Origin of the sequence: Microbacterium sp. Nx66, assembly GCF_904066215.1 — a bacterium.
In the GTDB taxonomy this organism is placed as follows: Bacteria; Actinomycetota; Actinomycetes; order Actinomycetales; family Microbacteriaceae; genus Microbacterium; species Microbacterium meiriae.
Genome location: NZ_LR880474.1, coordinates 642,157 through 665,346 on the forward strand (window position 1 = coordinate 642,157; position 23,190 = coordinate 665,346).

22 protein-coding genes, 1 tRNA gene and 1 pseudogene are annotated in these 23,190 nt (G+C 70.6%); 19 read left to right on the top strand and 5 right to left on the bottom strand.

Features of this window, described 5'->3' with window-relative positions; translation table 11 throughout:
• Positions 1-76: 76 nt before the first annotated feature.
• Positions 77-568 carry an inorganic diphosphatase gene (gene ppa, locus MICNX66_RS02955; RefSeq protein ID WP_096713254.1) on the bottom strand — a complete coding sequence of 164 codons (492 nt, stop codon included), beginning with the start codon at positions 566-568 and terminating at the stop codon, positions 77-79.
• Positions 569-669: 101 nt separating this feature from the next.
• Between ppa and tilS the strand changes: the two genes are divergently transcribed.
• Positions 670-1,662 (top strand): tRNA lysidine(34) synthetase TilS, encoded by a 993-nt coding sequence (tilS, locus tag MICNX66_RS02960; RefSeq protein ID WP_187663211.1) that lies wholly within the window; start codon positions 670-672, stop codon positions 1,660-1,662.
• Positions 1,663-1,688: 26 nt separating this feature from the next.
• Here tilS and MICNX66_RS02965 read toward each other — a convergent pair whose 3' ends face one another.
• Positions 1,689-2,279 (bottom strand): DUF937 domain-containing protein, encoded by a 591-nt coding sequence (locus tag MICNX66_RS02965; RefSeq protein ID WP_187663212.1) that lies wholly within the window; start codon positions 2,277-2,279, stop codon positions 1,689-1,691.
• Positions 2,280-2,400: 121 nt separating this feature from the next.
• On the opposite strand from MICNX66_RS02965, the gene hpt reads away from it, so the two are divergent.
• From hpt to MICNX66_RS03015, 10 genes and pseudogenes are all read left to right on the top strand, one after another.
• A complete protein-coding gene (hpt, locus tag MICNX66_RS02970; RefSeq protein WP_187663213.1) occupies positions 2,401-2,952 on the top strand; it encodes a hypoxanthine phosphoribosyltransferase in 552 nt (183 codons plus the stop codon).
• 178 nt (positions 2,953-3,130) lie between these two features.
• A complete protein-coding gene (ftsH, locus tag MICNX66_RS02975) occupies positions 3,131-5,131 on the top strand; it encodes an ATP-dependent zinc metalloprotease FtsH (protein ID WP_187663214.1) in 2,001 nt (666 codons plus the stop codon).
• Between the two features lies 1 nt (position 5,132).
• A complete protein-coding gene (gene folE, locus MICNX66_RS02980; protein ID WP_187663215.1) occupies positions 5,133-5,744 on the top strand; it encodes a GTP cyclohydrolase I in 612 nt (203 codons plus the stop codon).
• Complete coding sequence (gene folP, locus MICNX66_RS02985) at positions 5,741-6,550, top strand: dihydropteroate synthase (RefSeq protein WP_187663216.1); 810 nt, start codon at positions 5,741-5,743, stop codon at positions 6,548-6,550. The genes folE and folP overlap by 4 nt, the downstream gene beginning before the upstream one ends.
• 34 nt (positions 6,551-6,584) lie before the next feature.
• A complete protein-coding gene (folB, locus tag MICNX66_RS02990) occupies positions 6,585-6,980 on the top strand; it encodes a dihydroneopterin aldolase (RefSeq protein WP_187663217.1) in 396 nt (131 codons plus the stop codon).
• Entirely contained in the window at positions 6,977-7,513 is a 537-nt protein-coding gene (folK, locus tag MICNX66_RS02995) for a 2-amino-4-hydroxy-6-hydroxymethyldihydropteridine diphosphokinase (RefSeq protein WP_187663218.1), read from the top strand. Before folB ends, folK begins: the two co-directional genes overlap by 4 nt.
• Positions 7,510-7,992, top strand: a complete 483-nt coding sequence (locus tag MICNX66_RS03000; protein WP_187663219.1) for a DUF3180 domain-containing protein — start codon at positions 7,510-7,512, stop codon at positions 7,990-7,992. The genes folK and MICNX66_RS03000 overlap by 4 nt, the downstream gene beginning before the upstream one ends.
• On the top strand, positions 7,943-8,524 hold the full coding sequence (locus MICNX66_RS03005; protein ID WP_187663220.1) for a PH domain-containing protein: 582 nt from the start codon (positions 7,943-7,945) through the stop codon (positions 8,522-8,524). The genes MICNX66_RS03000 and MICNX66_RS03005 overlap by 50 nt, the downstream gene beginning before the upstream one ends.
• A 158-nt stretch (positions 8,525-8,682) precedes the next feature.
• Positions 8,683-10,011: pseudogene (locus MICNX66_RS03010) on the top strand (PH domain-containing protein); the annotation flags it as partial.
• Positions 10,012-10,573: 562 nt separating this feature from the next.
• Entirely contained in the window at positions 10,574-11,266 is a 693-nt protein-coding gene (locus MICNX66_RS03015; RefSeq protein WP_187663221.1) for a DUF2520 domain-containing protein, read from the top strand.
• Positions 11,267-11,292: 26 nt separating this feature from the next.
• Here the strand turns inward: MICNX66_RS03015 and MICNX66_RS03020 are convergent, their stop codons facing one another.
• Complete coding sequence (locus MICNX66_RS03020; RefSeq protein ID WP_187663222.1) at positions 11,293-13,143, bottom strand: DUF2207 domain-containing protein; 1,851 nt, start codon at positions 13,141-13,143, stop codon at positions 11,293-11,295.
• Positions 13,144-13,264: 121 nt separating this feature from the next.
• On the opposite strand from MICNX66_RS03020, the gene lysS reads away from it, so the two are divergent.
• Positions 13,265-14,797 (top strand): lysine--tRNA ligase, encoded by a 1,533-nt coding sequence (gene lysS / locus MICNX66_RS03025; protein WP_187663223.1) that lies wholly within the window; start codon positions 13,265-13,267, stop codon positions 14,795-14,797.
• An 11-nt stretch (positions 14,798-14,808) separates the two neighbouring features.
• Here lysS and MICNX66_RS03030 read toward each other — a convergent pair whose 3' ends face one another.
• On the bottom strand, positions 14,809-15,924 hold the full coding sequence (locus tag MICNX66_RS03030) for a DUF4192 family protein (RefSeq protein WP_187663224.1): 1,116 nt from the start codon (positions 15,922-15,924) through the stop codon (positions 14,809-14,811).
• A 112-nt stretch (positions 15,925-16,036) separates the two neighbouring features.
• Between MICNX66_RS03030 and MICNX66_RS03035 the strand changes: the two genes are divergently transcribed.
• From MICNX66_RS03035 to MICNX66_RS03045, 3 genes are all read left to right on the top strand, one after another.
• On the top strand, positions 16,037-16,210 hold the full coding sequence (locus MICNX66_RS03035) for a hypothetical protein (RefSeq protein WP_167627854.1): 174 nt from the start codon (positions 16,037-16,039) through the stop codon (positions 16,208-16,210).
• 86 nt (positions 16,211-16,296) lie between these two features.
• A complete protein-coding gene (gene cls, locus MICNX66_RS03040; RefSeq protein ID WP_187663225.1) occupies positions 16,297-17,757 on the top strand; it encodes a cardiolipin synthase in 1,461 nt (486 codons plus the stop codon).
• A 57-nt stretch (positions 17,758-17,814) separates the two neighbouring features.
• A complete protein-coding gene (locus MICNX66_RS03045; RefSeq protein WP_187663226.1) occupies positions 17,815-18,561 on the top strand; it encodes a hypothetical protein in 747 nt (248 codons plus the stop codon).
• 15 nt (positions 18,562-18,576) lie between these two features.
• Here the strand turns inward: MICNX66_RS03045 and MICNX66_RS03050 are convergent, their stop codons facing one another.
• A complete protein-coding gene (locus MICNX66_RS03050; protein WP_187663227.1) occupies positions 18,577-19,575 on the bottom strand; it encodes a diacylglycerol/lipid kinase family protein in 999 nt (332 codons plus the stop codon).
• Between the two features lie 57 nt (positions 19,576-19,632).
• Between MICNX66_RS03050 and serS the strand changes: the two genes are divergently transcribed.
• The 4 genes from serS to MICNX66_RS03070 all read left to right on the top strand — a co-directional run bounded on the left by serS (position 19,633) and on the right by MICNX66_RS03070 (position 23,190).
• Positions 19,633-20,937 carry a serine--tRNA ligase gene (gene serS, locus MICNX66_RS03055; RefSeq protein WP_187663228.1) on the top strand — a complete coding sequence of 435 codons (1,305 nt, stop codon included), beginning with the start codon at positions 19,633-19,635 and terminating at the stop codon, positions 20,935-20,937.
• The gene (locus MICNX66_RS03060) at positions 20,934-21,755 is read left to right on the top strand and encodes an HAD family hydrolase (protein ID WP_187663229.1); all 822 of its coding nucleotides are present in this window, start codon (positions 20,934-20,936) and stop codon (positions 21,753-21,755) included. The genes serS and MICNX66_RS03060 overlap by 4 nt, the downstream gene beginning before the upstream one ends.
• A gap of 42 nt (positions 21,756-21,797) precedes the next feature.
• Positions 21,798-21,882: transfer RNA gene (locus MICNX66_RS03065), tRNA-Ser, on the top strand.
• 48 nt (positions 21,883-21,930) lie between these two features.
• Positions 21,931-23,190 (top strand): LCP family protein, encoded by a 1,260-nt coding sequence (locus tag MICNX66_RS03070; RefSeq protein WP_187663230.1) that lies wholly within the window; start codon positions 21,931-21,933, stop codon positions 23,188-23,190.

The window sequence follows — 23,190 nt, forward strand, 5'->3', positions numbered from 1 at the left end:
CCAGTGAAGGTCAGCGACCCAGTGAAGGTCAGTGACCCATGAGGTCAGGGACCCAGGTGAGGTCGGCGATCTGGGGTCAGTGGCCCTGCTCGCCGAAGCGGGCGATCGCCTCGTCGAGGATGCGCTGCGCCTCGGCGGCGTTGCCCCACTCGTCGACCTTGACCCACTTGTTGGGCTCGAGGTCCTTGTAGTGCTCGAAGAAGTGTGCGATCTCCTTCTTCGTGTACTCGGCGATGTCGTCGATGTCCTGGATGTGGGCCCAGCGCGGGTCCTTGGAGAGCACGGCGACGAGCTTGTCGTCGCCACCGGCCTCGTCGCTCATCTTGAGCACGGCGACGGGGCGGACCTCGACGACGACGCCCGGGTAGATCGCATGGTCGAGGAGCACCAGCACGTCGAGCGGGTCGCCGTCCTCGCCGAGCGTGTTGTCGAAGTAGCCGTAGTCGGCCGGGTAGCCGAAGGTCGTGTAGAGCACGCGGTCGAGGTGCACTCGCCCGGTCTCGTGGTCGACCTCGTACTTCACGCGGCTGCCGCGCGGGATCTCGATGACGGCGTCGTGTGCGCCCATGCGTGTGCTCCTCAGGAAGATCGGTTGGATGCCGCGGACCAGCCTACTCGGGGGCCGCGGATTCGACCGTGACGGACGAGACGGTGCCCTAGCGTGGAGGGATGCCTTCCCTCGCCCCCGCCGTCGCCGAGATCCGCCTCGCCGTGCGCACCGCGCTCGCCGATCTGCCCGAGGGCTCGACCGTCGTCGTCGGGGTCTCCGGCGGCGCCGATTCGCTCGCGCTGGCGGCGGCCACCGCGTTCGAGGCCGCGAAACGCGGGGTGCGTGCGACCGCGGTCACCGTCGACCACGGTCTGCAGCAGGGATCCGCCGAGGTTGCCGCCGAGACGGCACGCGTCGCCGGACGGCTCGGGCTCGAGGCGCTCGTCGTCCGTGTCGAGGTCGACGGCGACGGCGGTCCGGAGGCGGCCGCGCGGGACGCGCGGTACCGCGTGCTCCGGGACGCGGCGGGTGACATCGGCGCGCGGGCGGTCCTGCTCGGCCACACCCTCGACGATCAGGCGGAGACCGTCCTCCTCGGGCTCGCCCGCGGCTCCGGGGCGACGAGCCTGCAGGGGATGGCGCCGGATCGGGAGGACGACCACGGCCTCCGCTGGCTGCGCCCTCTGCTCGGCGTGCGCCGCGAGACCACCCGCGCCTTCTGTGCCGCGACGGAGCTGCAGCCGTGGGAAGACCCCCACAACACCGACGACCGCTATACGCGGGTGCGGGTGCGTCACCACGTGCTCCCCGTGCTGGAGACGCAGCTCGGCCCGGGCATCGCCGAGGCGCTGGCTCGCACCGCCGAGCAGCTCCGGGAGGACGCGGAGGCGTTCGACGAGATGATCCACGAGACGATCGAGGACATCGTCGAGCATGCCGAGGCCGGGATCTCCGTGAGCGTCGCCGCGCTCGCCGCCAACCCCGCCGCGTTGCGCAACCGCATCATCCGTCTCGTGGTCGACAGCGAGTTCGGGGCGAGCCTGAGCCGTGCGCAGACGATCGAGGTCGCCCGCCTCGTGACCGACTGGTCGGGTCAAGGGCCGATCGACCTGCCGGGGTGCGCCGCCGTGCGCCAGGGCGGCCGAATCGTGTTCACCGCTGCGACCCGCTGAATCGCGGGCCGCAGCGGCGTCACGTCCTACTTCTTGCCGCCGAAGAGGCCGCCGAGGATGCCGCCGAGGTCGATGCCGCCGCCGGAGCCGCTCTTGCCGCCGCCGAGGAGGCCACCCAGCACGTCACCCAACCCGCCGCCGGAGCCGGAGTCGCCGCCGCCGAGGATGCCGCCGATGACGTCGCCGATCCCGCCGGAGCCCTCCGTGCCCGCATCCGCCTTCGCCGTCTTGTCCTTGGTCGCGTTGGCGATGAGACCCATCACGATCGGCGCGAGGATGGGGAGGAGCTTCCCGAAGTCGATGCCCGGGGTCGCCTTCGACTCGGTCAGCTCCTTGGTGACCTCCTTCTCCTTCCCGCCGAGGATGTGGGAGACGATCTTCTCGCCGTCCTCCTGGTCGATGTCGTCGACCGTCGCCGGGCTCGACGCACCGCGGTGCTTGCCCAGGGCCTTCTCGATGGCCGCCGATCCCTCGGTGCTCTCCGCGTTCTTCGCGAGTCCGCCGAGGAGCACGGCGCCGCCCTGCTCGACCGCGACCTTGGCCTCGTCACGCGACACTCCGAGCTTCTGCGCGATGTCGTCGAGGGGCACCTGGCTGAGGATGTCGTGAGTCGCCATGGGGATCTCCTTCCGTCGGGGCGTGCGCCCGCGTCACCGTCAGAGTAGTGCGGTGTCGTCGCGCAGGGGAGGGTACGCGCCTGCGACCGGAGCACACCGCCGCGTCGCCTAAAATCGATCCATGCGCGCCGCGGAGATCCAGGACGACCTTGCACAGATCCTCGTCACCGAGGAGGAGATCAACGCCAAGCTCGAAGAGCTCGCGGCGCAGGTCGCGAAGGACTACGAGGGCAAGGACCTCCTCCTCGTCGGTGTGCTGAAGGGCGCGGTCATGGTCATGGCCGACTTCGCACGCGCACTGCCGTTCCACGCGCCGATGGACTGGATGGCGGTGTCGAGCTACGGCGCCAGTACGAAGTCGAGCGGTGTCGTGCAGATCCGGAAGGACCTCGACACCGACCTGCACGGCAAGCACGTGCTCATCGTCGAGGACATCATCGACTCCGGCCTCACGCTGAGCTGGCTGCTGGAGAACTTCGGGTCCCGCGGTGCGGAGTCGATCGAGGTGCTCGCGCTGCTGCGCAAACCGGAGGCCGCGAAGGTCGAGATCGACTGCAAGTACGTCGGCTTCGACATCCCCGTGGAATTCGTCGTCGGCTACGGGCTCGACTACGCCGAGCGCTACCGCAACCTCCGGGACGTCGCGGTGCTGGCGCCCCACGTGTACAGCTGACGCTTCGACAGGCTCAGCGACCCACGCTTCGACAGGCTCAGCGACCCACGCTTCGGCAAGCTCAGCGACCCACGCTTCGACAGGCTCAGCGACTCACGCTTCGACAGCTGCGGGAGCGTTGCGCCGTGGGTGAACGCACAGCGGCCCCCTAGCACGGAGGCGATACGCTGATCCGACCATGGATGTGAAGAAGCTCACCCGCAATCCGCTGATCTACGTCGCTCTGATCGGCGTGCTGCTCTTCGGCGGATTCCTGCTGATCTCCAACCTCGGCGCGCCGAAGCAGATCACGACGCAGGAGGGGCTCGAGCTGCTCTCCGGCAAGACCGTGACCGAGGTCGTCACCACCGATGGCGATCAGCGCGTGGACATGACGCTGTCGAAGCCGTTCGAGGGCTCCGAGAACGTCCAGTTCTACTACGTCGAGGCCCGCGCCGACGAGGTGGTCTCCGCGATCGACGCGGCCGCTCCGAAGGACGGCTTCAACGACGCCGTGCCGCGCGCGACCTGGTTCGACGGCTTCCTCTCGCTGCTGCTTCCCCTCGTGCTGCTCGGCCTGCTGTTCTGGTGGCTCCTGTCGTCCATGCAGGGCGGCGGCGGCAAGGTCATGCAGTTCGGCAAGTCCAAGGCCAAGCTCGTCAACAAGGAGACCCCGACGGTCACCTTCGCGGACGTCGCCGGAGCAGACGAGGCCATCGAGGAACTCCACGAGATCAAGGAGTTCCTGCAGGATCCGGCGAAGTTCCAGGCCATCGGCGCCCGCATCCCGAAGGGCGTGCTGCTGTACGGCCCTCCCGGAACCGGAAAGACCCTCCTCGCCCGCGCCGTCGCCGGCGAGGCCGGCGCCCCGTTCTACTCGATCTCCGGTTCCGACTTCGTCGAGATGTTCGTCGGCGTCGGTGCCTCCCGCGTGCGCGACCTCTTCAGCCAGGCCAAGGAGAACGCTCCGGCCATCATCTTCATCGACGAGATCGACGCCGTCGGTCGCCACCGCGGCGCCGGCATGGGCGGCGGAAACGACGAGCGCGAGCAGACGCTGAACCAGATGCTCGTCGAGATGGACGGCTTCGACCCGAACGCGAACGTCATCGTGATCGCGGCCACCAACCGTCCCGACATCCTCGACCCCGCGCTCCTGCGCCCGGGACGTTTCGACCGCCAGATCGGCGTCGACGCCCCCGACCTCAAGGGTCGCCAGAAGATCCTCGAGGTGCACAGCAAGGGCAAGCCGCTCTCGAAGAACGTCGACCTCGAGGTCGTCGCCCGCAAGACCCCCGGATTCACCGGCGCCGACCTGGCGAACGTGCTCAACGAGGCCGCGCTGCTCACGGCCCGCTCGAACGCGCAGCTCATCGACAACCGCGCCCTCGACGAGGCCATCGACCGTGTGATCGCGGGTCCGCAGCGTCGCACGCGCGTGATGAAGGACAAGGAGAAGCTCATCACGGCGTACCACGAGGGCGGACACGCACTTGCGGCGGCGGCGATGAACTACACAGATCCCGTGACGAAGATCACGATCCTGCCCCGCGGCAAGGCGCTCGGCTACACGATGGTGTTGCCGCTGGACGACAAGTACTCCGTGACCCGGAACGAGCTGCAGGATCAGCTCACCTACGCCATGGGCGGCCGCGTCGCCGAGGAGATCGTCTTCCACGACCCCACCACCGGTGCCTCGAACGACATCGAGAAGGCGACCTCGATCGCCCGCAAGATGGTCATCGAGTACGGCATGACGACGCAGGTCGGCCCCGTCAAGCTCGGCACCGAGGGCGGCGACATGTTCGTCGCCCGCGACATGGGCCGCGGCCGCGAGTACTCGGAGAAGGTCGCGGAGCGCGTCGACGCCGAGGTGCGGGCGCTCATCGAGCAGGCGCACAACGAGGCTTACGCGGTGCTCAGCGAGAACCGCGACATCCTCGACCGTCTCGCTCTGGCCCTCCTCGAGGAGGAGACCCTCGACCACAACCGCATCGCCGAGATCTTCACCGAGGTGAAGAAGCTCCCGGAGCGTCCGCTGTGGCTGTCGAGTGAGGACCGCCCGGTCTCGGAGCGGCCGCCGATCGAGGTCCCGAAGAAGGACGTCTCGCTCGCCGCCTCCGTCGAGGCGCCGACGACCCCGCCGCGCCCGCAGCAGGGCTCCGCCGGAGCGGGCAGCCCTCGTCCCGCGACGGCGTGACGTGACCGTCGACAAGGGACGCGTCGAACGGCTCACCAGGGAACTCCTGGAGGCGATCGGCGAGGACCCCGATCGCCCGGGGATCAAGCAGACTCCCTCCCGGATGGCCGAGCTGTACGCGGAGTTCTTCGCCGGGGTGGGGGAGGATCCCGCCGAGCCGCTCGCGCACACGATCAGCGTGACCCGCGGGCCGGCGCCGGACACCCTGCCCTCCGGCGCGGTGCTCCTGCGCGACATCCGCTTCCGCTCGGTGTGCGAACACCACCTGCTGCCCTTCGCGGGGCATGCGCACATCGCCTACCTTCCGGGCGAGCAGGTCGTCGGTCTCGGTGCGCTCGTGCGCGTCGTCGAGATCCTCGCCGCGCGGCCGCAGGTGCAGGAGCGGCTGGGCGAGCAGATCGCCGACACGATCGCCGAGAACCTCGATGCCCGTGGCGTGCTCGTCGTGCTCGATGCCAGCCACGGCTGCGTGACGATGCGAGGTGGACGGCAGACCGAGGCCTCGACGCTGACCATCGCGGCGCGCGGGGTCTACACCGATCCGGTGGCACGTGCGGAACTGGTGACCCTGATCGGCATGACCGTGCCAGGGGGCGGGACGTCGCGCGCATGACCGGGATCTGGGGCATCGTCAACGTCACGCCCGACTCGTTCAGCGACGGCGGGCGCTACCTCGACGCGGACCGGGCGGTCGCCCACGGCCTTCGCCTGCGAGCCGAAGGGGCGTCCGTCCTCGACGTCGGGGGAGAGTCGACCCGGCCGGGGGCGGAGCGCGTCGGGGTGGAGGAGGAGCAGCGCCGCGTCCTTCCCGTCGTCGAGCAGCTCGCGGCGGCCGGCGTCGTCGTCAGCATCGACACCCTCAACGCGTCGACCGCGGCGGCGGCCGTCCGTGCGGGGGCGCGCATCGTCAACGACGTCTCCGGTGGGCTCGCCGACCCCGACATGCGCGCCGCGGTGGCGGAGTCGGGAGCCGACTTCGCGATCGGGCACTGGCGGGGCTTCTCCGCCGACATGTACGCGAACGCCGACTATCGCCGTGTCGCCCGGGAGGTGGCCGGCGAGCTGCGCGAGCGGATCGGGGAGGCGGCGGCCGCCGGCATCGCGCCGTCCCGCGTGATCGTCGACCCGGGTATCGGGTTCGCCAAGGCGGGCGGCCAGAACTGGGATGTGCTGCGGGGCCTCGACGAGATCGTGGGCCTCGGCTTCCGCGTGCTGGTCGGGACGTCGCGCAAGCGCTTCCTCGCCGACGTGCTGCAGTCGGCGGCGCCGGGCAGTGACGGCGTCTCCGAGGAGCGCCGGGACCTCGCCACCGCGGTGACGAGTGCGCTCGCGATGCGCGCCGGCGCCTGGGCGGTGCGCGTGCACGACGTCGCGGCGACCCGCGACGCCCTTGCGATCACCCGCGCCTGGGAAGGCTGAGTGCGGAGTCGGAGCGTCACCGTACCCTAGAGGCATGGACTTCCTCGACGAGATCGTGCTGACAGGGCTGACCGTATTCGGCCACCACGGCGTCTACCCGCACGAGCGGGAGAACGGGCAGGAGTTCACGGTCGACCTCCGGCTGCGGCTCTCCCTCGAACAGGCCGCCGCCTCCGACGACGTGGCCGACACGGTCCACTACGGCGAGCTCGCGGAGCGCGTGGCCGCGGTCGTGTCGGGTGAGCCGGTGAACCTCATCGAGACCCTGGCCGAGCGGATCGCGGACGTCGCCCTCGGCGACCGCCGCGTGCAGCAGGTGACCGTGACGGTGCACAAGCCGCAGGCGCCGATCGCGCTGACCTTCGGTGACGTGGCCGTGACGGTGCATCGGACGCGGGCGCCGGAGTCGCTGGAGGACATCACCACATGAGCCGCAACCTCACGCGCCCGCCGGAGGTGCCAGGCCCCCGGCCGCCACGCCCGGAGACGGTGGCGGTCGTGGCGCTCGGCGCCAACCTCGGCGACCGCGAGGACACGATCCGCGCTGCGGCGGCACGAATCGGGCGTCTTCCGCTCGTCTCCGACGTGCGCCTGTCGCGCCTGTTCGAGACGGTGGCGCTCCGCGTGGACGGCCCCGATCCCGACGCCCCCGGCTATGTGAACGCAGTGGCTCTGGTGACCACGCGCCTCGCTCCGGAGATCCTCCTCGGCATGCTGCACGCCATCGAGGACGAGAACGGTCGCGTCCGCGGCGAGCGATGGGGTGACCGCACTCTGGACCTCGACCTCATCGCCTACGGCGACGTCGTCTCGGACGACCCCCGGATCCAGTTGCCCCATCCGCGGGCGGCGGAGCGGCTGTTCGTCCTGGAGCCCTGGCTCGACGTCGCCCCCGACGCCGAGCTCGCGGGGCGCCGCGTCGCTGATCTGGCGGCGGACCTCCGCGCGCGAGGCGAGGGATGAAGCGCACCTCTGCCGGGCTGCTCGCCGTCCTCGGGCTCGTCGGCGCCGGTGCGGGGTTCATCCTCGACCAGATGCTCACGGCGACCGGTCGAGCCACGTTCACGCCGTCCCTGTTCCTCCCGGTGCTGCTCGTCCTCATCGCCGGCGCATCGCTCGGGGTGGCCTGGCCGGTGCGGCGCAGCGTCCGGTCCGGGGTGCGCATCGACCCGTTCCGTGCCCTGCGGGCCGCGACCCTCGCGAGGGCGTCCAGCCTGCTGGGCGCGATCCTGGCCGGCTTCGGCGCCGGGCTGCTGGCCTTCCTCCTCACGCGCCCCATCGATCCCCCGATAGGGTCGACTGTGGCCATGGTGGCGCTGATCGCGAGTGCGGTCGTGCTCGTCGTCGCCGCTCTCGTCGCCGAACAGTTCTGCACCCTGCCGAAGGATCCTGATGACTCAGAACCCAGAGACCGCGCCCCTGAACCCGGCGGAGGGCACTGACCTCGACGCCCTCGACCAGGGCACGTACACGCGGCTGCGCACGGCACGCAACGAGGCCCGCCTCGAGCTCGACGGCACCTGGCACCAGATCTCGCCGCGCTACGTCGTGTCGCAGATCGTGCAGAACGTCATCTTCCTGGCCATCGTCGTGGCCGCCGCGATCGTGCTGAACATCGTGCTCGAGCAGGACTGGGTGTGGATCCCGGCCGGGGTCATCATCCTCATCACGCTCGTGACGCTGATCATCCTCCCGCGACAGGCGCGGGCGATCGGCTACATGCTGCGGGCGGACGACATCGTGTTCCGCAAGGGCATCCTGTGGCAGCGCATGATCGCGGTGCCGTACGGGCGCATGCAGCTCGTCGACATCACCCAGGGGCCGCTCGACCGGGCTTTCGGCATCTCCCAGCTCAAGATGGTCACCGCTGCGGCCACCACCGGTGTGCAGATCCCCGGCCTCACCCAGGCGGCGGCCGAGGCGCTGCGCGACACGCTGATCCAGGTCGCCGAGACCCGCCGGACCGGCCTGTGAGCGAGTCGCAGCTTCCCACCGCCGCGCCGGGGCAGACCTCCGCGGGCACGCCGTCGACGCACCTCGCGGACGGCGAATGGCACCGGATGCATCCGCTGACGCCGCTGTTCAAGGGCGGCCTGGCGCTCATCATCGTGGGCGGCATCGTGATCGCGAACATGCGCGACCGGGTCATCGCCTGGCTCGTCGGGCAGTTCGCGCCGGAGGAGGCGCACTACGACGACTACACCGGGGGCGACCCGGTGGACTGGGTGCTCGCGAACAACTTCGCGCTGATCGCGCTGCTGGGTGTCCTGGCGCTCGTCGTGGTGCTCGTGGCGGTCTTCTGGTTCGTCTGGCGCTTCCAGCAGTTCCGCATCACCGGCGACCACGTCGAGGTGCGCAAGGGCATCATCTTCCGCTCCCATCGCCGCGCGCCCCTCGACCGCGTGCAGGGCGTGAACCTCACGCGGCCGTTCCCCGCACGCATCATCGGCCTCGCGAAGCTCGAGGTCGTGGGTGCGGGCACGGACGCGAACGTCGCGCTGGAGTACCTGGCGACGCCGCGGGCCGAGGGGGTGCGCGCCGAGATCCTCCGACTCGCCTCGGGCGCGCGCGCCGCACGGCACGCCGCCCTCGGCCCCCAGGGCGCAGCGACGCCCGACGGGTCCGCTCCGACCTCCGCGCGCGCACAGCTCGTCGGCTCGATGAACGAGGGCGTCAACGGCTTGCTCGCCGGAGTGGACCTGCAGGACGTCGTGCCCGAGAGCGTCGTCAAGATCCCCGCCGGCCGACTGATCGGCTCGCAGCTCATCTCCGGGCTGCTGTGGCTGGTGTTCTTCGGCGTGATCTTCGCCATCGCGATCGGCAGCACCCTGATCGGCGTCCTCATCGACGGGGATCCCGACGGCGGGATCGTCCTCCTCGGCATCGGTCTCGGCATGGGCGTCCCGATGCTCATCGCGGTCGTCGGTATCACCTGGGCGCAGATCTCGAAGTCGCTGCGGTACTCCATCGCGCCCACCCCCGACGGCGTGCGCATCACCTACGGACTGCTCACCACCGTCACCGAGACCCTCCCGCCCGGCCGTATCTTCGCGGTCGAGGTGTCGCAGTCCCTGCTCTGGCGGCCGTTCGGCTGGTGGACCATCAAGATCAACCGGATGAGCGGCAAGAGCGCCGCCCAGCAGTCGTCGAGCAGCGGTCAGCAGTTCAACGTCGTGCTGCCCGTCGGCAAGCGCGCGGACGTCGAGCGCGTGCTGTCGCTCGTGCTGCCCGACGTCCCGGCGGAGAGCATCCCCGCGCTGTGGGATCAGGGCGTCGTCGGTCCGGCCGAGAACGACCCCTACCGGACGATGCCGCGCCGGGCGTGGTGGCGGCGGCCGGTCTCCTGGAAGCGCCACGGATACACGCTGACGACGGACGGACTGCTGCTGCGCCGCGGCATCGTGTGGCGCAAGCTCGCGGTCTTCCCGCTGGCGCGTCTCCAGGGTGTGTCGCTCAGTCAGGGGCCGATCGACCGGGCTCAGGCGGTCTCCGGAGCCCAGGTGCACACCGTGCCCGGACCGATCACCGGCCTCCTGTCGGGTCTCGAGCGGGCAGATGCCCTCGCACTGCTCGACGAGGTCAGCATCGCCGCCGCCGAAGCGGCATCCCGCGACCACACCCACCGGTGGAGCGAGCACGCCGCGGCTCCCGTCGCGCCGCCCGCTCCGCCGCAGTTCGGCGGTCCTGCCGCTCCGATGCCTCCCGCGCCTCCCGTGTTCGGCGGCCCGGCATCAGTCCCGTCCGTGGCACCCGCGCCCCCGGTCGCGCCGCCCTCCGCATCCCCGGGCTCGGCGGCCCCACCTGCTCCGCCGGTGCGGACTCCTGCGGTGACGCCGCCGCCGGCGCCTCCGGTGACCGCGCCCCGGTCGCACCGCCTCCGGCCCCTCCCGTCACGGCGCCCCCGGTCGCACCCCCCACCTGCTCCGCCGGGCGCCGCAGACGACCGCGCCTTCGGCCCCCGCGGGTGCCGACCGCGCCGCCCGCGCCGCCGGCGCGAACCGACGCGCCGCGCGAGGAGTGAGCGTGGTGCGCGACGGCCGTCTCGGCGTCGGCATCATCGGCGCGGGGCGGGTCGGACCGGTCATCGGCGCGGCGCTGGCCGGGGCCGGGCACGCGATCGTCGGGATCACCAGCGGGTCGGACGACGAGCGTGCGTCGGCGGTGCTCCCCGGCGTCCCGGTGCTGGAGACGCAGGAGGTGGTGCGGCGGTCCGAACTGGTGATCCTCGCGGTCCCTTCCGCTGAGCTGTCGGCCCTGGTCTCGGGCATCGCCGAGCTCGGCGGGTGGCAGATCGGCCAGCTCGTCCTCCACACCGATCCGGCACAGGGCATCGAGGTCCTGCGCCCGGTGGCGGAGCGCGGCGCCATCCCGTTGGCGGTGCATCCGGCGATCACGTTCACCGGGACCTCGATCGATCTCCGGCAGTTGCAGGCAGGATTCGCGGCGGTCACCGCTCCCGCCGCCGTGCTTCCGATCGCCCAGGCGCTGGCCGTCGAGATGGGGTGCGAACCGGTCGTCATCGCGGAGGCCGACCGTGCCGCCTATGCCGACGCGATCGCCACGGCCACGGAGTTCTCCCGTTCGATCATCGGACAGTCGACCTCGCGGCTCCGGGAGATCGGGGTCGAGAATCCGGGCGGCTTCCTGTCGGCCTTGGTGCAGTCGACCGTCGAGCGGGCGTTGCGCGACGCCTCGGACCCGCCACCTCTCGTCTGATCACGCGCCCGCGCCGTGACCCCGGCTCAGCGTCCGCCGGAGAAGCCGCCGCCACCGCCGCCCCCGGAGAAGCCTCCGCCGAACGAGCCGCCGGTGCCGGACGACGTGCCGGTGGACGGGGCCGAGTAGGTCGCGGCCGCCGTGGAGGAGCTCATGAACGCCACGAGCGACGTGCGGAGAGCGAAGGACGTGGGGTCGCCGATCCACGTCGGGCCGTGCGCCTCCCGGCTGTACGCCGTCTCGAGCACCCGGCCCCACTCATCCTCCATGCCGAACAGCATCGCGTAGGGGAGGAGGCGCTCGTACACATGGATGACGTCCGCGCCCTTCTCCGTGCGCCGTTCCGCGCCGGTGTAGGACTGCAGCATCCGTAACCGATCCTCCTCCGCGACGCGGATGAACTCGCGCACCCCCTGCAGGTGCTCGTACGCCTGCGCTCCCTCCGGAGTGAGGACCGTGTGCCGAGAGAAGGTGAAGAAGCTCGAAGCCGCGACGAGCAGCGTCCCGACGGAGATGGCCAGAAGCGCGGGTCCCGCAGACAGGCGACCGGATGCCACGGCGACGATGGCGACGACGAGACCCACCACCGCGACGGCGATGGCCACGGACTGCAGGATGACGGCAGCGCGGCTCCGCGCCCTGGTCGTCAAGCCCCGGCGGGAGGCCTCCTCCTGGCCCTTCGTCGTCAGCGCGGTCATCCGCGTCGCGAAGGCCTCGCTCTCGGCCGGCAGGTCCACGACGCCGTCCGCATCCGCGTGGGGGAAGAGCGCGTCGAGCGCAGCCTGGTCGAGGGGACTCGGCGCGCTGCCCTGGGGCTGTCGTCGCAGCCGGGGCGCTTCGTCCGACGCCCCTTCCTCGATGCGCAGCGTGCCGCGGACGGCGAGGTGGACGATCTCCGCCGGGACGACGTTCTTCGCGCCGGGGATGAGCGCCGCGGCGAGCAGGGGCGGCTGGTCATCGGGGACGTCGTACTGCGCCACGATGATCCCGGTGGCGCGGCGTCGACGTCGGTCGGCGGCCACGGTCGCCACCCAGCCGGTCGCCGCGAGACCCACGGCGCCGACGGCGGCGACCACCGGCCCGACATCGGCGACGGGGTCGGGGGTCCGCGCGGATGGCTGGACCACCGTGCCGGGGTCGAAGCCGACGGCCACCGTCACCCCGTCCGCCGCTGGCAGCGGTCCGGCCTCGACGCGGAAAGTCGTGGCCTCTCCGTCTGCGACCGGTCCCTCGAGGTCGCAGGGCTCCGTGGAACCGGAAGGACCGATGTAGCACTTCGTCGCCCCGGTGAGATGGGTGCTCAGGGCGGCATCGAATCGGATGTCGGCCCGGAACGCCTCGATCGGCTGCGTGCTGTCGAGGGGGAGGAGGTCCCAGTAGAACTCGTCCGCGGCGCGGGAACCGGACGCGTCGGGTGCGCTCCCGACGATGACGTCGCGCATCTCGTATTCGATGACATAGGTGGTGAGGCCATGGACGAAGTCGTCGTCCCCGGTGAGGACGAAGAGGGTCCCGTCGTCCTCCTCGGTCTCGTACGGGACCGCGGTCCCGTCCTCGTCGGTGACCGCGATGACCCGGGTGTCGATGCCGGCGCCCTTGTACGTCGTCGCCAGGCCCCGCACGATGCCGCGGTTCTGGTCGGCGTCGGGGAAGCGGGCGACCACTGTCTCCGTCACCTGCATGCGCGCCCGGCCATCGTCGTCGAGTCCGACGTCGTAGACCGCATCCCAGGATGCGTACGAGAAGTCGTCGACATCGGCGGCCGCAGCGACCGTCGTCGCCGGGCGTTCCACGGCCATGGCGACCGAGGGGGCGAGGACCGGGATGACGGCGAGGGCGAGGACGGCGCTGGCGCGGAGGATCCGGGTGGGGGCCATGGTTCGAGGCTACCGAGCCCCGCGCCGCGGGAAGAACGCCCGCCGTCGGTCTCCGCCCGACCGGCCGGAGTCCGCCGCGCCATCTCGGTAAACTGGGTACGACTTCCAAGGAGCCCCGCACATGACTGACGCGCCCGCCGCGCCCGAAACGGCCTCGGCCGCCTCTTCCGCCGAAGAGGACATCCACGAGCAGAAGGCCGTCCGCCTCGCCAAGCGCGAGCGCCTGATCGAGAAGCGCGCGGACGCGGGCGGCGGGGCGTTCCCGGTCGCCGTGCCGGTGACGCACAGCATCCCCGCCCTGCGGGCGGAGTACGGCGACCTCGAGCCCGGAGCCGAGACCGGTGTGATCGTCGGCGTCGCCGGCCGCGTGGTCTTCAGCCGCAACACCGGCAAGCTCTGCTTCGCCACCCTCCAGGCCGGGGACGGCACCCGGATCCAGGCGATGGTCTCGCTGGCCAACGTCGGCGAGGAGTCGCTCGCCGAGTGGAAGGAGTTCGTCGACCTCGGGGACCACGTCTTCGTGCACGGCGAGGTCATCTCCAGCCGCCGCGGTGAGCTGTCGATCATGGCGGATGACTGGGCCATCGCCTCGAAGGCGATCCTGCCGCTCCCCAACGCCTACGCCGAGCTCAGCGAAGAGGGCCGGGTGCGGAGCCGCTACCTCGACCTCATCGTGCGGGAACAGGCGCGGACGACCGTGCGCGCACGCGCCGCGGTGAACGCCAGCCTGCGGTCCACGTTCGCCGCGCACGGCTACCTCGAGGTGGAGACTCCCATGTTGCAGGTGCAGCATGGCGGCGCATCCGCCCGACCCTTCATCACCCACTCCAACGCCTTCGACACCGAGCTCTACCTCCGCATCGCGCCGGAGCTGTACCTGAAGCGCGCGGTCGTCGGCGGCATCGAGCGGGTCTTCGAGATCAACCGGAACTTCCGCAACGAGGGTGCCGACTCGACCCACAGCCCGGAGTTCGCGATGCTCGAGGCCTACCAGGCCTACGGCGACTACAACCAGATGGCCGCGCTCACCCAGGAGCTCGTCCAGCAGGCGGCGGTCGCGGTCGCCGGGTCGACCACGGTGACCTGGGCGGACGGCACCGAGTACGACCTGGGCGGTGAGTGGGACCGCATCTCGATGTACGAGTCGCTGTCGGCCGCCTCCGGCCGCACCGTCACGCCGACGGACGCCGTCGAGGACCTGATCGCCTTCGCCGAGGCGAACGGCGTCGACGTGCCGCCCCAGGCCACGCACGGGAAGCTCGTCGAGGAGCTCTGGGAGCACTTCGTGAAGGGTGACCTCGTGCGGCCGACCTTCGTCATGGACTTCCCCGTCGACACGTCGCCTCTCGTGCGCGAGCACCGGTCCGTCGAGGGCGTCGTGGAGAAGTGGGACCTCTACATCCGTGGCTTCGAGCTGGCGACCGGCTACTCCGAGCTCGTCGACCCGGTCATCCAGCGGGAACGGTTCGAGGAGCAGGCGAAGCTCGCCGCGCGCGGTGATGTCGAGGCCATGCCGATCGACCAGGAGTTCCTGCGGGCGCTGGAGCACGGCATGCCGCCGTCCGGGGGCATGGGCATGGGCATCGATCGCCTGCTGATGGCGATCACCGGCCTCGGCATCCGCGAGACGATCCTCTTCCCGCTGGTCAAGTAGCCGCGAGCCGCTCACTCTCCACGCCGCCCGCGGAAGGCCCACTCGGGCAGCACGGCACCGCACATCATGGTGTCCAGGAGCAGGGCGAGGCTGTAGTCCGGATCGATCTCCCTGGCCATGTCGAGGTAGCGTCCCGCGTGCGTGGCGCGGCCGAGCGCCCACGAGAGCCAGGCGGCGACCGTGAGCGGTCCGGGACGCGCTCCTCGTGGCGCCAGGGCGGTGGCGTGTCGGACGGCGTGCAGCGCGGTGCGAAGGCGCTCGCCGTCCGGCGCCGGGCCGCGACCGAGGAACACCCGTCCGATGTCGTCGGGTACCGGAGCGCCGGAGGCTGCGAAAGCCAGCTGCGCCTCCATGGTGTGGATCCCGCGGCGGTGATCGGTGGCCCACTGGGCGATGGCCGCGTCGCGCACCGGCGGGCGCCCGAGGCACCACACGAGCGCTGCGGCGGCCAGAGGCTGCAGGGGTTCACGGGCGAGGGCGACGGCTTCGAGGAAGGCGGGGATGTCGTCGAGGAGGGCGTACGCCGCGATCACCTCCGCGTCCGCCGGATCGGGGGCCCCGGCAGGCCCGGACGGGAGCGCGCCGTCGAGCCCGCGCAGCACGCGCGCGACCTGCTGCTCCTCTGCGGCGGGAACCGGCGGGAGTCCCGCGCCGGAGAACTGGTCGCCGGAGACGTCGCCGAGCGCGGAGGCGTCCGGCGGGGGAACGATGTCCGACAGCGGATGGAGCGCCGGCTCGGCGTCGTCGTAGCGGGCCCATCCTTCGGGCGTCACGCACAGGGCCTCGACGGCGCGCAGGCCCGCTCCCTCGGCGCAGCCCAGCAGTGTGTCGACCATCACGGCGTGCGGCAGGACCAGGCCGTCAGGCGTGCGCTGCGAGGGCTCGTCGGTGTACACCACGACGGCCACCGCGTCGGTGCCAGGGACACGGACGACGAGCTCGACCGCCGCTGCGGCGTAGTGCAGGACCGGGACGGCGGCGTCAGGGAGGTCGAGGCGCATCGCCCCGTCGCTGCGGGTGCCGTGGAACGGGAGGAGGGCGATGCTCTCGCGCGGCGTGAAGCCGGCGAGTGCGGGCACGATACTGAGGAACTGGGCGGAGTCGGAGGCGCGGAGCACGGTTGTCATGAGGAGAGGTTCGCGTGCCTTCGCGCCCGTCGGACCGGTGATGGACCCATGTGGATGAGAATCCTGAGAAGCGCCGCCTGTGCACGATCAGTCGCTCGCGTACGATGGAGGCATGGACAACTTCTGGCTCGCCGCGGCATGGTCGCTCCTGCCGACGGTCGGCGTCAGCATCGTCTTCTTCGTCGTGCTCCGCGGCATCCTGCGGTTCGACCGCACGGAACGGAAGGTCCATGCGCAGATCGAGGCCGAGGAACGCGCCGCGCGCGGGCTGCCTCCGCGGGCCTGAGTCCGACCCATCCGCTACTGTGAAGCGAGCGCGCCGGGTCCGGTGCGCCCCGGGGTGACGATCCCCGGTGTGGGTGAGGGGGCGTGATGACCGCGGAGTCCTGGGGCTGGTGGGTCGCCGCCGTGGTCCTGGTGCTCGACATCATCATCCGCGTCACCGCCGTCATCGTCATTCCGCGCAACCGCCGCCCCACCGCGGCGATGGCCTGGCTCCTCGCCGTGTTCTTCATCCCGGTGGTCGGCGTCTTCCTGTTCCTGCTGATCGGGAACCCCCGCCTGCCGCGCGCGCGGCGCCGGAAGCAGGAACAGATCAACGAGTACATCGCCGAGACGAGCGAGCACCTGCACTTCGGGACGCTGCGGCCCAACGCCCCCGCATGGTTCGGTCCCATCGTGCAGATGAACCAGCGCCTCGGTGCCCTGCCGCTCTCCGGGGACAACGGCGCGCACCTCATCTCGGACTACCAGGAGTCGCTCGACGAGATGGCCGAGGCCATCCGCACCGCGCAGGATTACGTGCACGTGGAGTTCTACATCCTGCAGTCCGACGACTCGACGGACAACTTCTTCCGCGCCCTCGAGGAGGTCGCCGCGCGGGGCGTGGCGGTGCGCGTGCTCCTGGACCACTGGGCGAACCGCGGCAAGCCCCGCTATCGCCAGACCATCGCGCGTCTGAACGAGATGGGCGCCGAGTGGCACCTGATGCTGCCCGTGCAGCCGCTCAAGGGCAAGATGCAGCGGCCGGATCTGCGCAACCACCGCAAGCTCCTCGTCGTGGACGGCAACATCGCCTTCCTGGGGTCTCAGAACATCACGGATTCCACCTACAACCTGCCGAAGAACATCCGGCGCGGTCTGCACTGGGTCGACCTGATGGTCAGGCTCGACGGACCCGTCGTGTTGAGCGTCAACGCGATCTTCCTCAGCGACTGGTACAGCGAGACCGATGTCGTGCTCGAAGAGATCGACATCTCCCACGCCAACATCGGCTCCGGGGACCTGGACTGCCAGGTGGTGCCCTCAGGCCCCGGCTTCGAGGTCGAGAACAACCTGCGGCTGTTCCTCGCGCTCCTCTACGCGGCGAAGAAGCAGATCATGATCGTCAGCCCGTACTTCGTGCCCGACGAGGCCCTGCTGCTGGCGGTCACCGCGGCCGTGGACCGCGGGGTCGAGGTGCAGCTGTTCGTCTCGGAGGAGGGCGACCAGGCGATGGTCTACCACGCGCAGCGCAGCTACTACGAAGCGCTGCTGCGCGCCGGCGTGCGGATCTGGATGTACCGGAAGCCGTACATCCTCCACACGAAGAGCCTCACCATCGACGACGAGGTCGCCGTCATCGGCTCGAGCAACATGGACATGCGCTCCTTCGGCCTGAACCTCGAGGTCTCGATGCTCGTGCGCGGCGAGGAGTTCGTCGCCGAGATGCGCGAGGTGGAGGACAAGTACCGGTCGCTGAGCAGGGAGCTGAGCCTCGAGGAATGGATGCAGCAGCCCCTGCGCTCCACCGTGCTCGACAACCTCGCGCGGCTCACCTCCGCACTGCAGTGAGCGGGCATTCCGTCAACCCCCGTTTCGGGCGGAGGAACCCGCCGCTACCCTGAGGGCATGACTCCCCGCAGGCTCGTGATCGCCGTGTCCTCCGCGCTCGCCGCGGCCCTCGTCCTCGCCGGCTGCACGGTGGGCCCGGGCGGCACCGCACCGCACACCACGTCGGATCCCTCCAGCGGCCCCGGGAACGCCGGGAGCAGCGACGAGCAGGACGACATGGACGCGACGCTCCTCGACGACGGGCGGATGTTCGCCGTCGTGAGCTGGGGATCCTCGACGTGCCTGCCTCGGGTCGACGAGATCACCGCCGAGGGGCAGCGGGTCTCGGTCACCCTCGTCGAACCGGAAGGCGATGGCGCGACGGAGCAGGCGTGCACGGCGGACCTCGCGCCGCGGGCGAGCGTCGGTGCTCTGCCCGAGGGCGTGGACCCGACGAAGGACATCACTCTCGTGGTGACCTACGGCGACCTGCTCGACGAGATCGATGTCGATGCCGACCCCGAGGCCACGGCGACGCCGGGCTCGGCGACCGAGTACCAGCCGTCGGCCGGCTGGTTCGACGACGGCGGGCTCGTCCTGTTGACCTGGGGGTCCTCCAGTTGTGCTCCGGTCGTCGAATCCGCCGAGGCCGACGGATCCACGGGGACCGTGACCTTCGTCACCGACGAGAACCAGGTCTGCACCATGGACATGGCGCCGCGGGCCACGGTGGTCGAATTCCCCGAGGATGACGTCGACGACGACGGTCCGTTCCAGCTGACGCTCGTCGGTGGCGGCCTCGACGGCACGGTCGAGGTGCGCTGAGTCCGCAGCGCCTGGTCAGAGGATGTGCACCGGGTGCCCGGTGGGCAGCGCCAGTAGGAGCGCACCGGGGTCCGCCCGGCAGGTGACGTGCACGGCCTCCCCGAACTCGTCGCCGTCGAGCTCGATCGGCGTGGGGCCGGGTGCGGCGGCCTCGGCGCGGGCGCCGCGGAAGTAGTGGACGGACGCGTCCGTGCCGCGGCGATCGAGCACGAAGCGTCCGGCGCGGAAGCGGCGCAGCACGGAGTTGTCCCACCAGATCTTCCGCCAGACGCCCAGCCAGCCGAGCACGCCGGTGGGCTGGATGACCGCGACGTCGAGGGTGGCATCCGTGATGGAGGCGTCCGGGATGAGGGAGATGCCCGCGGGGAGGGTGCCGCAGTTCGCGAACAGGATGCTGTGCACCTTCGTGGAGTGCAGGCGTCCCGTGCCGATCTGGTACACGGCGCGGAAGGGCTTCGCGCGCGGAAGGGACCGGGCCGCGCCGTCGACGTACGCGATCCAGCCGACGGACTTCTTCAGGTCGGCTCGGGTGTTGGCGATCATGTCGGCGTCGAGACCGATGCCGGCGAGCACGACGAAGGCGTGCTCCTCCTCGCTGCCGTCCTCCCTGGTCATCCGTGCCCACCCGATGTCGATCGGATGGTGGAAGTCGCCCAGCGCGGCGCGGATCATCTCCGCAGGGTCGGTCAGCGGGAGGCCGAGGTTCCGCGCGAGGAGATTCCCGGTGCCGCTCGGGAGGATCGCGAGCGGGACACCCGTGCGGGCGATGGCTTCGGCGACCGCCCGCACCGTGCCGTCGCCGCCGGCCACGAGCACGACGTCCACGCCGCGTGCGAGCGCTTCCGCCGTCGCCCCCTGCCCCGCGTCCTCGATGGTCGTCGGATAGAAAGCGGGGTGATCCCACCCCGCTTCGCGGGAGAGGTCGCGGACCTGAGCGCGCAGGCGCTTCCCGTCCACTTTCACCGGGTTGTACACGAGCGCCGCCTGCTTCAGGACGGGGGGACTCGTGGTCATGGCGCTACTCTAGACCGCCCGCCCGGGCCCTCCCTTCGCACCTCGTAGACTTGCGGGATGATCGACCTCGCACTCCTCCGCGACAACCCGGAGATCGTCCGCCGTTCGCAGGCTGCCCGTGGCAATGATCAGAGCACCGTCGACGTCGCACTCGAGGCCGACCGATCGCGCCGCGCCGCGCTCGCCGCATTCGAGGAGCTCCGCGCCGAGCAGAACGCGTTCGGCAAGCAGGTCGCGAAGGCACCCAAGGAGGAGAAGGCCGCCCTGGTCGCGCAGGCCAAGGACCTCGCCGACCGGGTCAAGCAGGCGCAGCACGCGGCGAACGAGGCGGCCGAGGCCGCGGCCACGGCACTGGCGCGGATCGAGAACGTCGTCATCGACGGTGTCCCCGCCGGCGGTGAGGAGGACTTCGTCGAATTGCGCCGCGTGGGCGAGGTCCCCGCGTTCGACTTCGAGCCGCGCGACCACCTCGAGCTCGGTGAGATGCTCGGCGCCATCGACATGGAGCGCGGGGCCAAGGTCTCCGGAGCGCGCTTCTACTTCCTCCGCGGGATCGGCGCCCGGCTCGAGATCGCCCTCATGAACCTCGCTCTCGACAAGGCGCTGCAGAACGGCTTCGTCCCGCTCATCACGCCCACCCTCGTGCGCCCTGAGATCATGCAGGGCACCGGCTTCCTCGGCGAGCACGCCGATGAGGTCTACCACCTCGACAAGGACGACGACCTCTACCTGGTCGGCACGAGCGAGGTCGCCCTCGCCGGCTACCACAAGGACGAGATCGTCGATCTGGCACCTGGTGCGCTCCGTTACGCCGGATGGTCGACCTGCTACCGCCGTGAGGCCGGCTCGCACGGCAAGGACACCCGCGGGATCATCCGCGTGCACCAGTTCAACAAGCTGGAGATGTTCGTCTACACCACGGCCGAGGACGCGGAGGCCGAGCATCTGCGTCTCGTCGCCCTTCAGGAGGAGATGCTGACCTCGCTGGGTCTGGCCTACCGCGTGATCGACGTCGCCGCGGGAGACCTCGGGTCGAGCGCAGCCCGCAAGTACGACATCGAGGCGTGGGTGCCCACCCAGGGAGCGTTCCGCGAGTTGACGTCCACCTCGAACTGCACGACCTTCCAGGCGCGTCGTCTCGACGTGCGATACCGCCCGGCGGCGGAGGAGGGCGGCACGGCGCCGAAGACCCAGCATGTCGCGACCCTCAACGGCACGCTCGCGACCACGCGCTGGATCGTCGCCCTGCTCGAGACGCATCAGCAGGCGGACGGCTCGGTACGGGTCCCCGAGGTCCTGCGCCCCTACCTCGGCGGACTCGAGGTGATCCGCCCGCTCGCCGACGAGCAGAGCACCCGGTGACGGCGCCCTGGCTGGTCGGCCTCGACGTCGACGGGACCATCCTCCTCCAGGACGAGACGATGAGCCCCGGGGTGCCCGAGGCCATCACCCGAGTCCGCGAAGCGGGGCACGTGGTCACCATCGCCACCGGCCGCAGTTGGATGGCGACCCGCCGCTACGTGGAGGAGCTCGGCCTCACCGCCGACTATGTGGTGTGTTCCAACGGTGCCGTGACGATGCGCCGAGACGGGGATGACTGGGAGCGCTGGCACGTCGAGACCTTCGACCCGACACCCGTGCTGGCCCTGTTGCGGGATCGGCTTCCGGACGCCCGGTACATGGTCGAGCTCGGCTCCGGCCAGCGCCTGTTCACCGAGCAGCTCGACGACTGGACTCTCGACGGCGGACGCCAGGTCGACTTCGAGGAGCTCGGAGCCCTTCCCGTCTCCCGAATCGTCGTCGTCTCGCCCGGACACGACGAGGACGACTTCCATCGGCTCGTCGCCGACGCCGGCCTCAACGAGGTCTCCTATGCGATCGGGTGGACGGCCTGGCTGGACATCGCTCCGCAGGGCGTCGACAAGGGCACGGCCCTGGAGCGTGTGCGGGACGAACTCGGTCTCGATGCTGCGCGGGTGCTCGTCGCCGGGGACGGACGCAACGACATCGGCATGTTCGGCTGGGCCCGCAGCGGCGGCGGACGCGCGGTGGCCATGGGACAGGCGCCGGTCGAGGTGAAGGACGCCGCGGGGGAGATCACCGCCGACGTCGAGCGGGGAGGGCTCGCCGCCGCCCTGAACACGCTTCCAGCGCCCGCCCAGGTCGACGCCGGAGAATAGAACTCGGCTAGACTCGCGCCTGGTCGACAGAAGTTTCTGTCGGGAGGGTTGTCCGAGCGGCCGATGGAGCTGGTCTTGAAAACCAGTGGGCAGAGATGTCTCGTGGGTTCGAATCCCACACCCTCCGCTTCCTGAGCGCGGTACCCCCGCCGTCGCTGAATCCGAAAGGGCCCGAGTGAGCGAGAACACCCGACGCCGCCGCACCGTCGCGCGACATGGTCAGCTGCGCTCGCCCGGTCCCGTCAGCCAGCTCCTCCGGCTTCTCGCGATCAGCATGGCGGTGGTGCTCGTCAGCGGCATCGGCGTCGCGGCCTACTTCTACCTCGACTTCTCCAGCACCGTCTCCGCGAACGCCGTCGATCTCGACGGGCAGGAAGACCTGCCGCCGGACATCGGGGCCTACAAGGGTGGGTTCAACCTCGTCCTCGCCGGAGTCGACACCTGCGAGGACGACTACAAGCAGTACTTCGGCGACCGGTGCACCGGCGGCGACGCCGAGGGCACGCTCAACGACGTGAACCTGCTCGTGCACGTGTCCGAGGAGCCGCGGCGGATCACCGTCGTCAGCTTCCCGCGTGACCTCATGATCCCCATCCCGTCGTGCGAGGACGAGGACGGCAACGCCACGGCCGCGATGAGCAAGCAGCCGCTCAACGTCGCGTACACCGACGGCGGGCTGAACTGCGTCGTCCGTACGATCTCGGCGCTCACGGACCAGGAGGTGCAGTTCGCCGCCTCCGTGACGTTCGGTGGTGTCATCGAGATCACCAACGCGATCGGCGGGGTCGACGTCTGCCTCGCGAACCCGATCCGGGACCGCTACACGGGTCTGGACATGGCGGCCGGCACGCACACCGTCCAGGGCCTCGAGGCTCTGCAGTTCCTCCGCACCCGGCACGGCGTCGGCGACGGCAGCGACCTGGGCCGCATCGGCAACCAGCAGCAGTACATGTCCAGTCTCGCCCGCAAGCTCATCAGCGGCGAGGTGCTGGGCAACGTGCCGGTCATGCTGAAGCTCGCCAACACCGGCATCCAGAACCTGGAGACGAGCACGTCGCTCGCCGACCCGATGATGATCGTGCAGATCGCGCTGGCCGTGAAGTCGGTGCCGTTCGAGGACATCGTGTTCGTGCAGTATCCGACCCTGGAGGACTGGGACGACCCGAACAAGGTCGTGCCGAACGAGGAGGCCGCCGCCGCCCTCTGGGACGCGATCGAGGCCAACGCCCAGTTGCAGATCACGCACGAGAACACCAGCAACGATGGCGTCGTCGTGGAGGAACCGACGACTCCGACCGAGCCCACGGAGCCCACCACGCCGACACAGGGGGCGACGCCGACCCCCACGACGGCTCCGGACGTCGTGGCGCTTCCCGATTCCATCAAGGGCAACTCCGCCGCGCAGCAGACGTGCTCGAACGGCAACGTGCGCTGA

What these genes read in the sequence shown, in the direction of transcription:
- lysS (WP_187663223.1), top strand. Translation starts at nt 13,265, where the DNA reads ATGACTGACGCGCCCGCCGCGCCCGAAACGGCCTCGGCCGCCTCTTCC.
- serS (WP_187663228.1), top strand. Translation starts at nt 19,633, where the DNA reads ATGATCGACCTCGCACTCCTCCGCGACAACCCGGAGATCGTCCGCCGT.
- cls (WP_187663225.1), top strand. Translation starts at nt 16,297, where the DNA reads ATGACCGCGGAGTCCTGGGGCTGGTGGGTCGCCGCCGTGGTCCTGGTG.
- folB (WP_187663217.1), top strand. Translation starts at nt 6,585, where the DNA reads ATGGACTTCCTCGACGAGATCGTGCTGACAGGGCTGACCGTATTCGGC.
- MICNX66_RS03030 (WP_187663224.1), bottom strand. Translation starts at nt 15,924, where the DNA reads ATGACAACCGTGCTCCGCGCCTCCGACTCCGCCCAGTTCCTCAGTATC.
- MICNX66_RS03020 (WP_187663222.1), bottom strand. Translation starts at nt 13,143, where the DNA reads ATGGCCCCCACCCGGATCCTCCGCGCCAGCGCCGTCCTCGCCCTCGCC.
- MICNX66_RS03045 (WP_187663226.1), top strand. Translation starts at nt 17,815, where the DNA reads ATGACTCCCCGCAGGCTCGTGATCGCCGTGTCCTCCGCGCTCGCCGCG.
- folK (WP_187663218.1), top strand. Translation starts at nt 6,977, where the DNA reads ATGAGCCGCAACCTCACGCGCCCGCCGGAGGTGCCAGGCCCCCGGCCG.
- MICNX66_RS03005 (WP_187663220.1), top strand. Translation starts at nt 7,943, where the DNA reads ATGACTCAGAACCCAGAGACCGCGCCCCTGAACCCGGCGGAGGGCACT.
- ftsH (WP_187663214.1), top strand. Translation starts at nt 3,131, where the DNA reads ATGGATGTGAAGAAGCTCACCCGCAATCCGCTGATCTACGTCGCTCTG.
- tilS (WP_187663211.1), top strand. Translation starts at nt 670, where the DNA reads ATGCCTTCCCTCGCCCCCGCCGTCGCCGAGATCCGCCTCGCCGTGCGC.
- folP (WP_187663216.1), top strand. Translation starts at nt 5,741, where the DNA reads ATGACCGGGATCTGGGGCATCGTCAACGTCACGCCCGACTCGTTCAGC.
- MICNX66_RS02965 (WP_187663212.1), bottom strand. Translation starts at nt 2,279, where the DNA reads ATGGCGACTCACGACATCCTCAGCCAGGTGCCCCTCGACGACATCGCG.
- MICNX66_RS03050 (WP_187663227.1), bottom strand. Translation starts at nt 19,575, where the DNA reads ATGACCACGAGTCCCCCCGTCCTGAAGCAGGCGGCGCTCGTGTACAAC.
- ppa (WP_096713254.1), bottom strand. Translation starts at nt 568, where the DNA reads ATGGGCGCACACGACGCCGTCATCGAGATCCCGCGCGGCAGCCGCGTG.
- hpt (WP_187663213.1), top strand. Translation starts at nt 2,401, where the DNA reads ATGCGCGCCGCGGAGATCCAGGACGACCTTGCACAGATCCTCGTCACC.
- MICNX66_RS03000 (WP_187663219.1), top strand. Translation starts at nt 7,510, where the DNA reads ATGAAGCGCACCTCTGCCGGGCTGCTCGCCGTCCTCGGGCTCGTCGGC.
- MICNX66_RS03035 (WP_167627854.1), top strand. Translation starts at nt 16,037, where the DNA reads ATGGACAACTTCTGGCTCGCCGCGGCATGGTCGCTCCTGCCGACGGTC.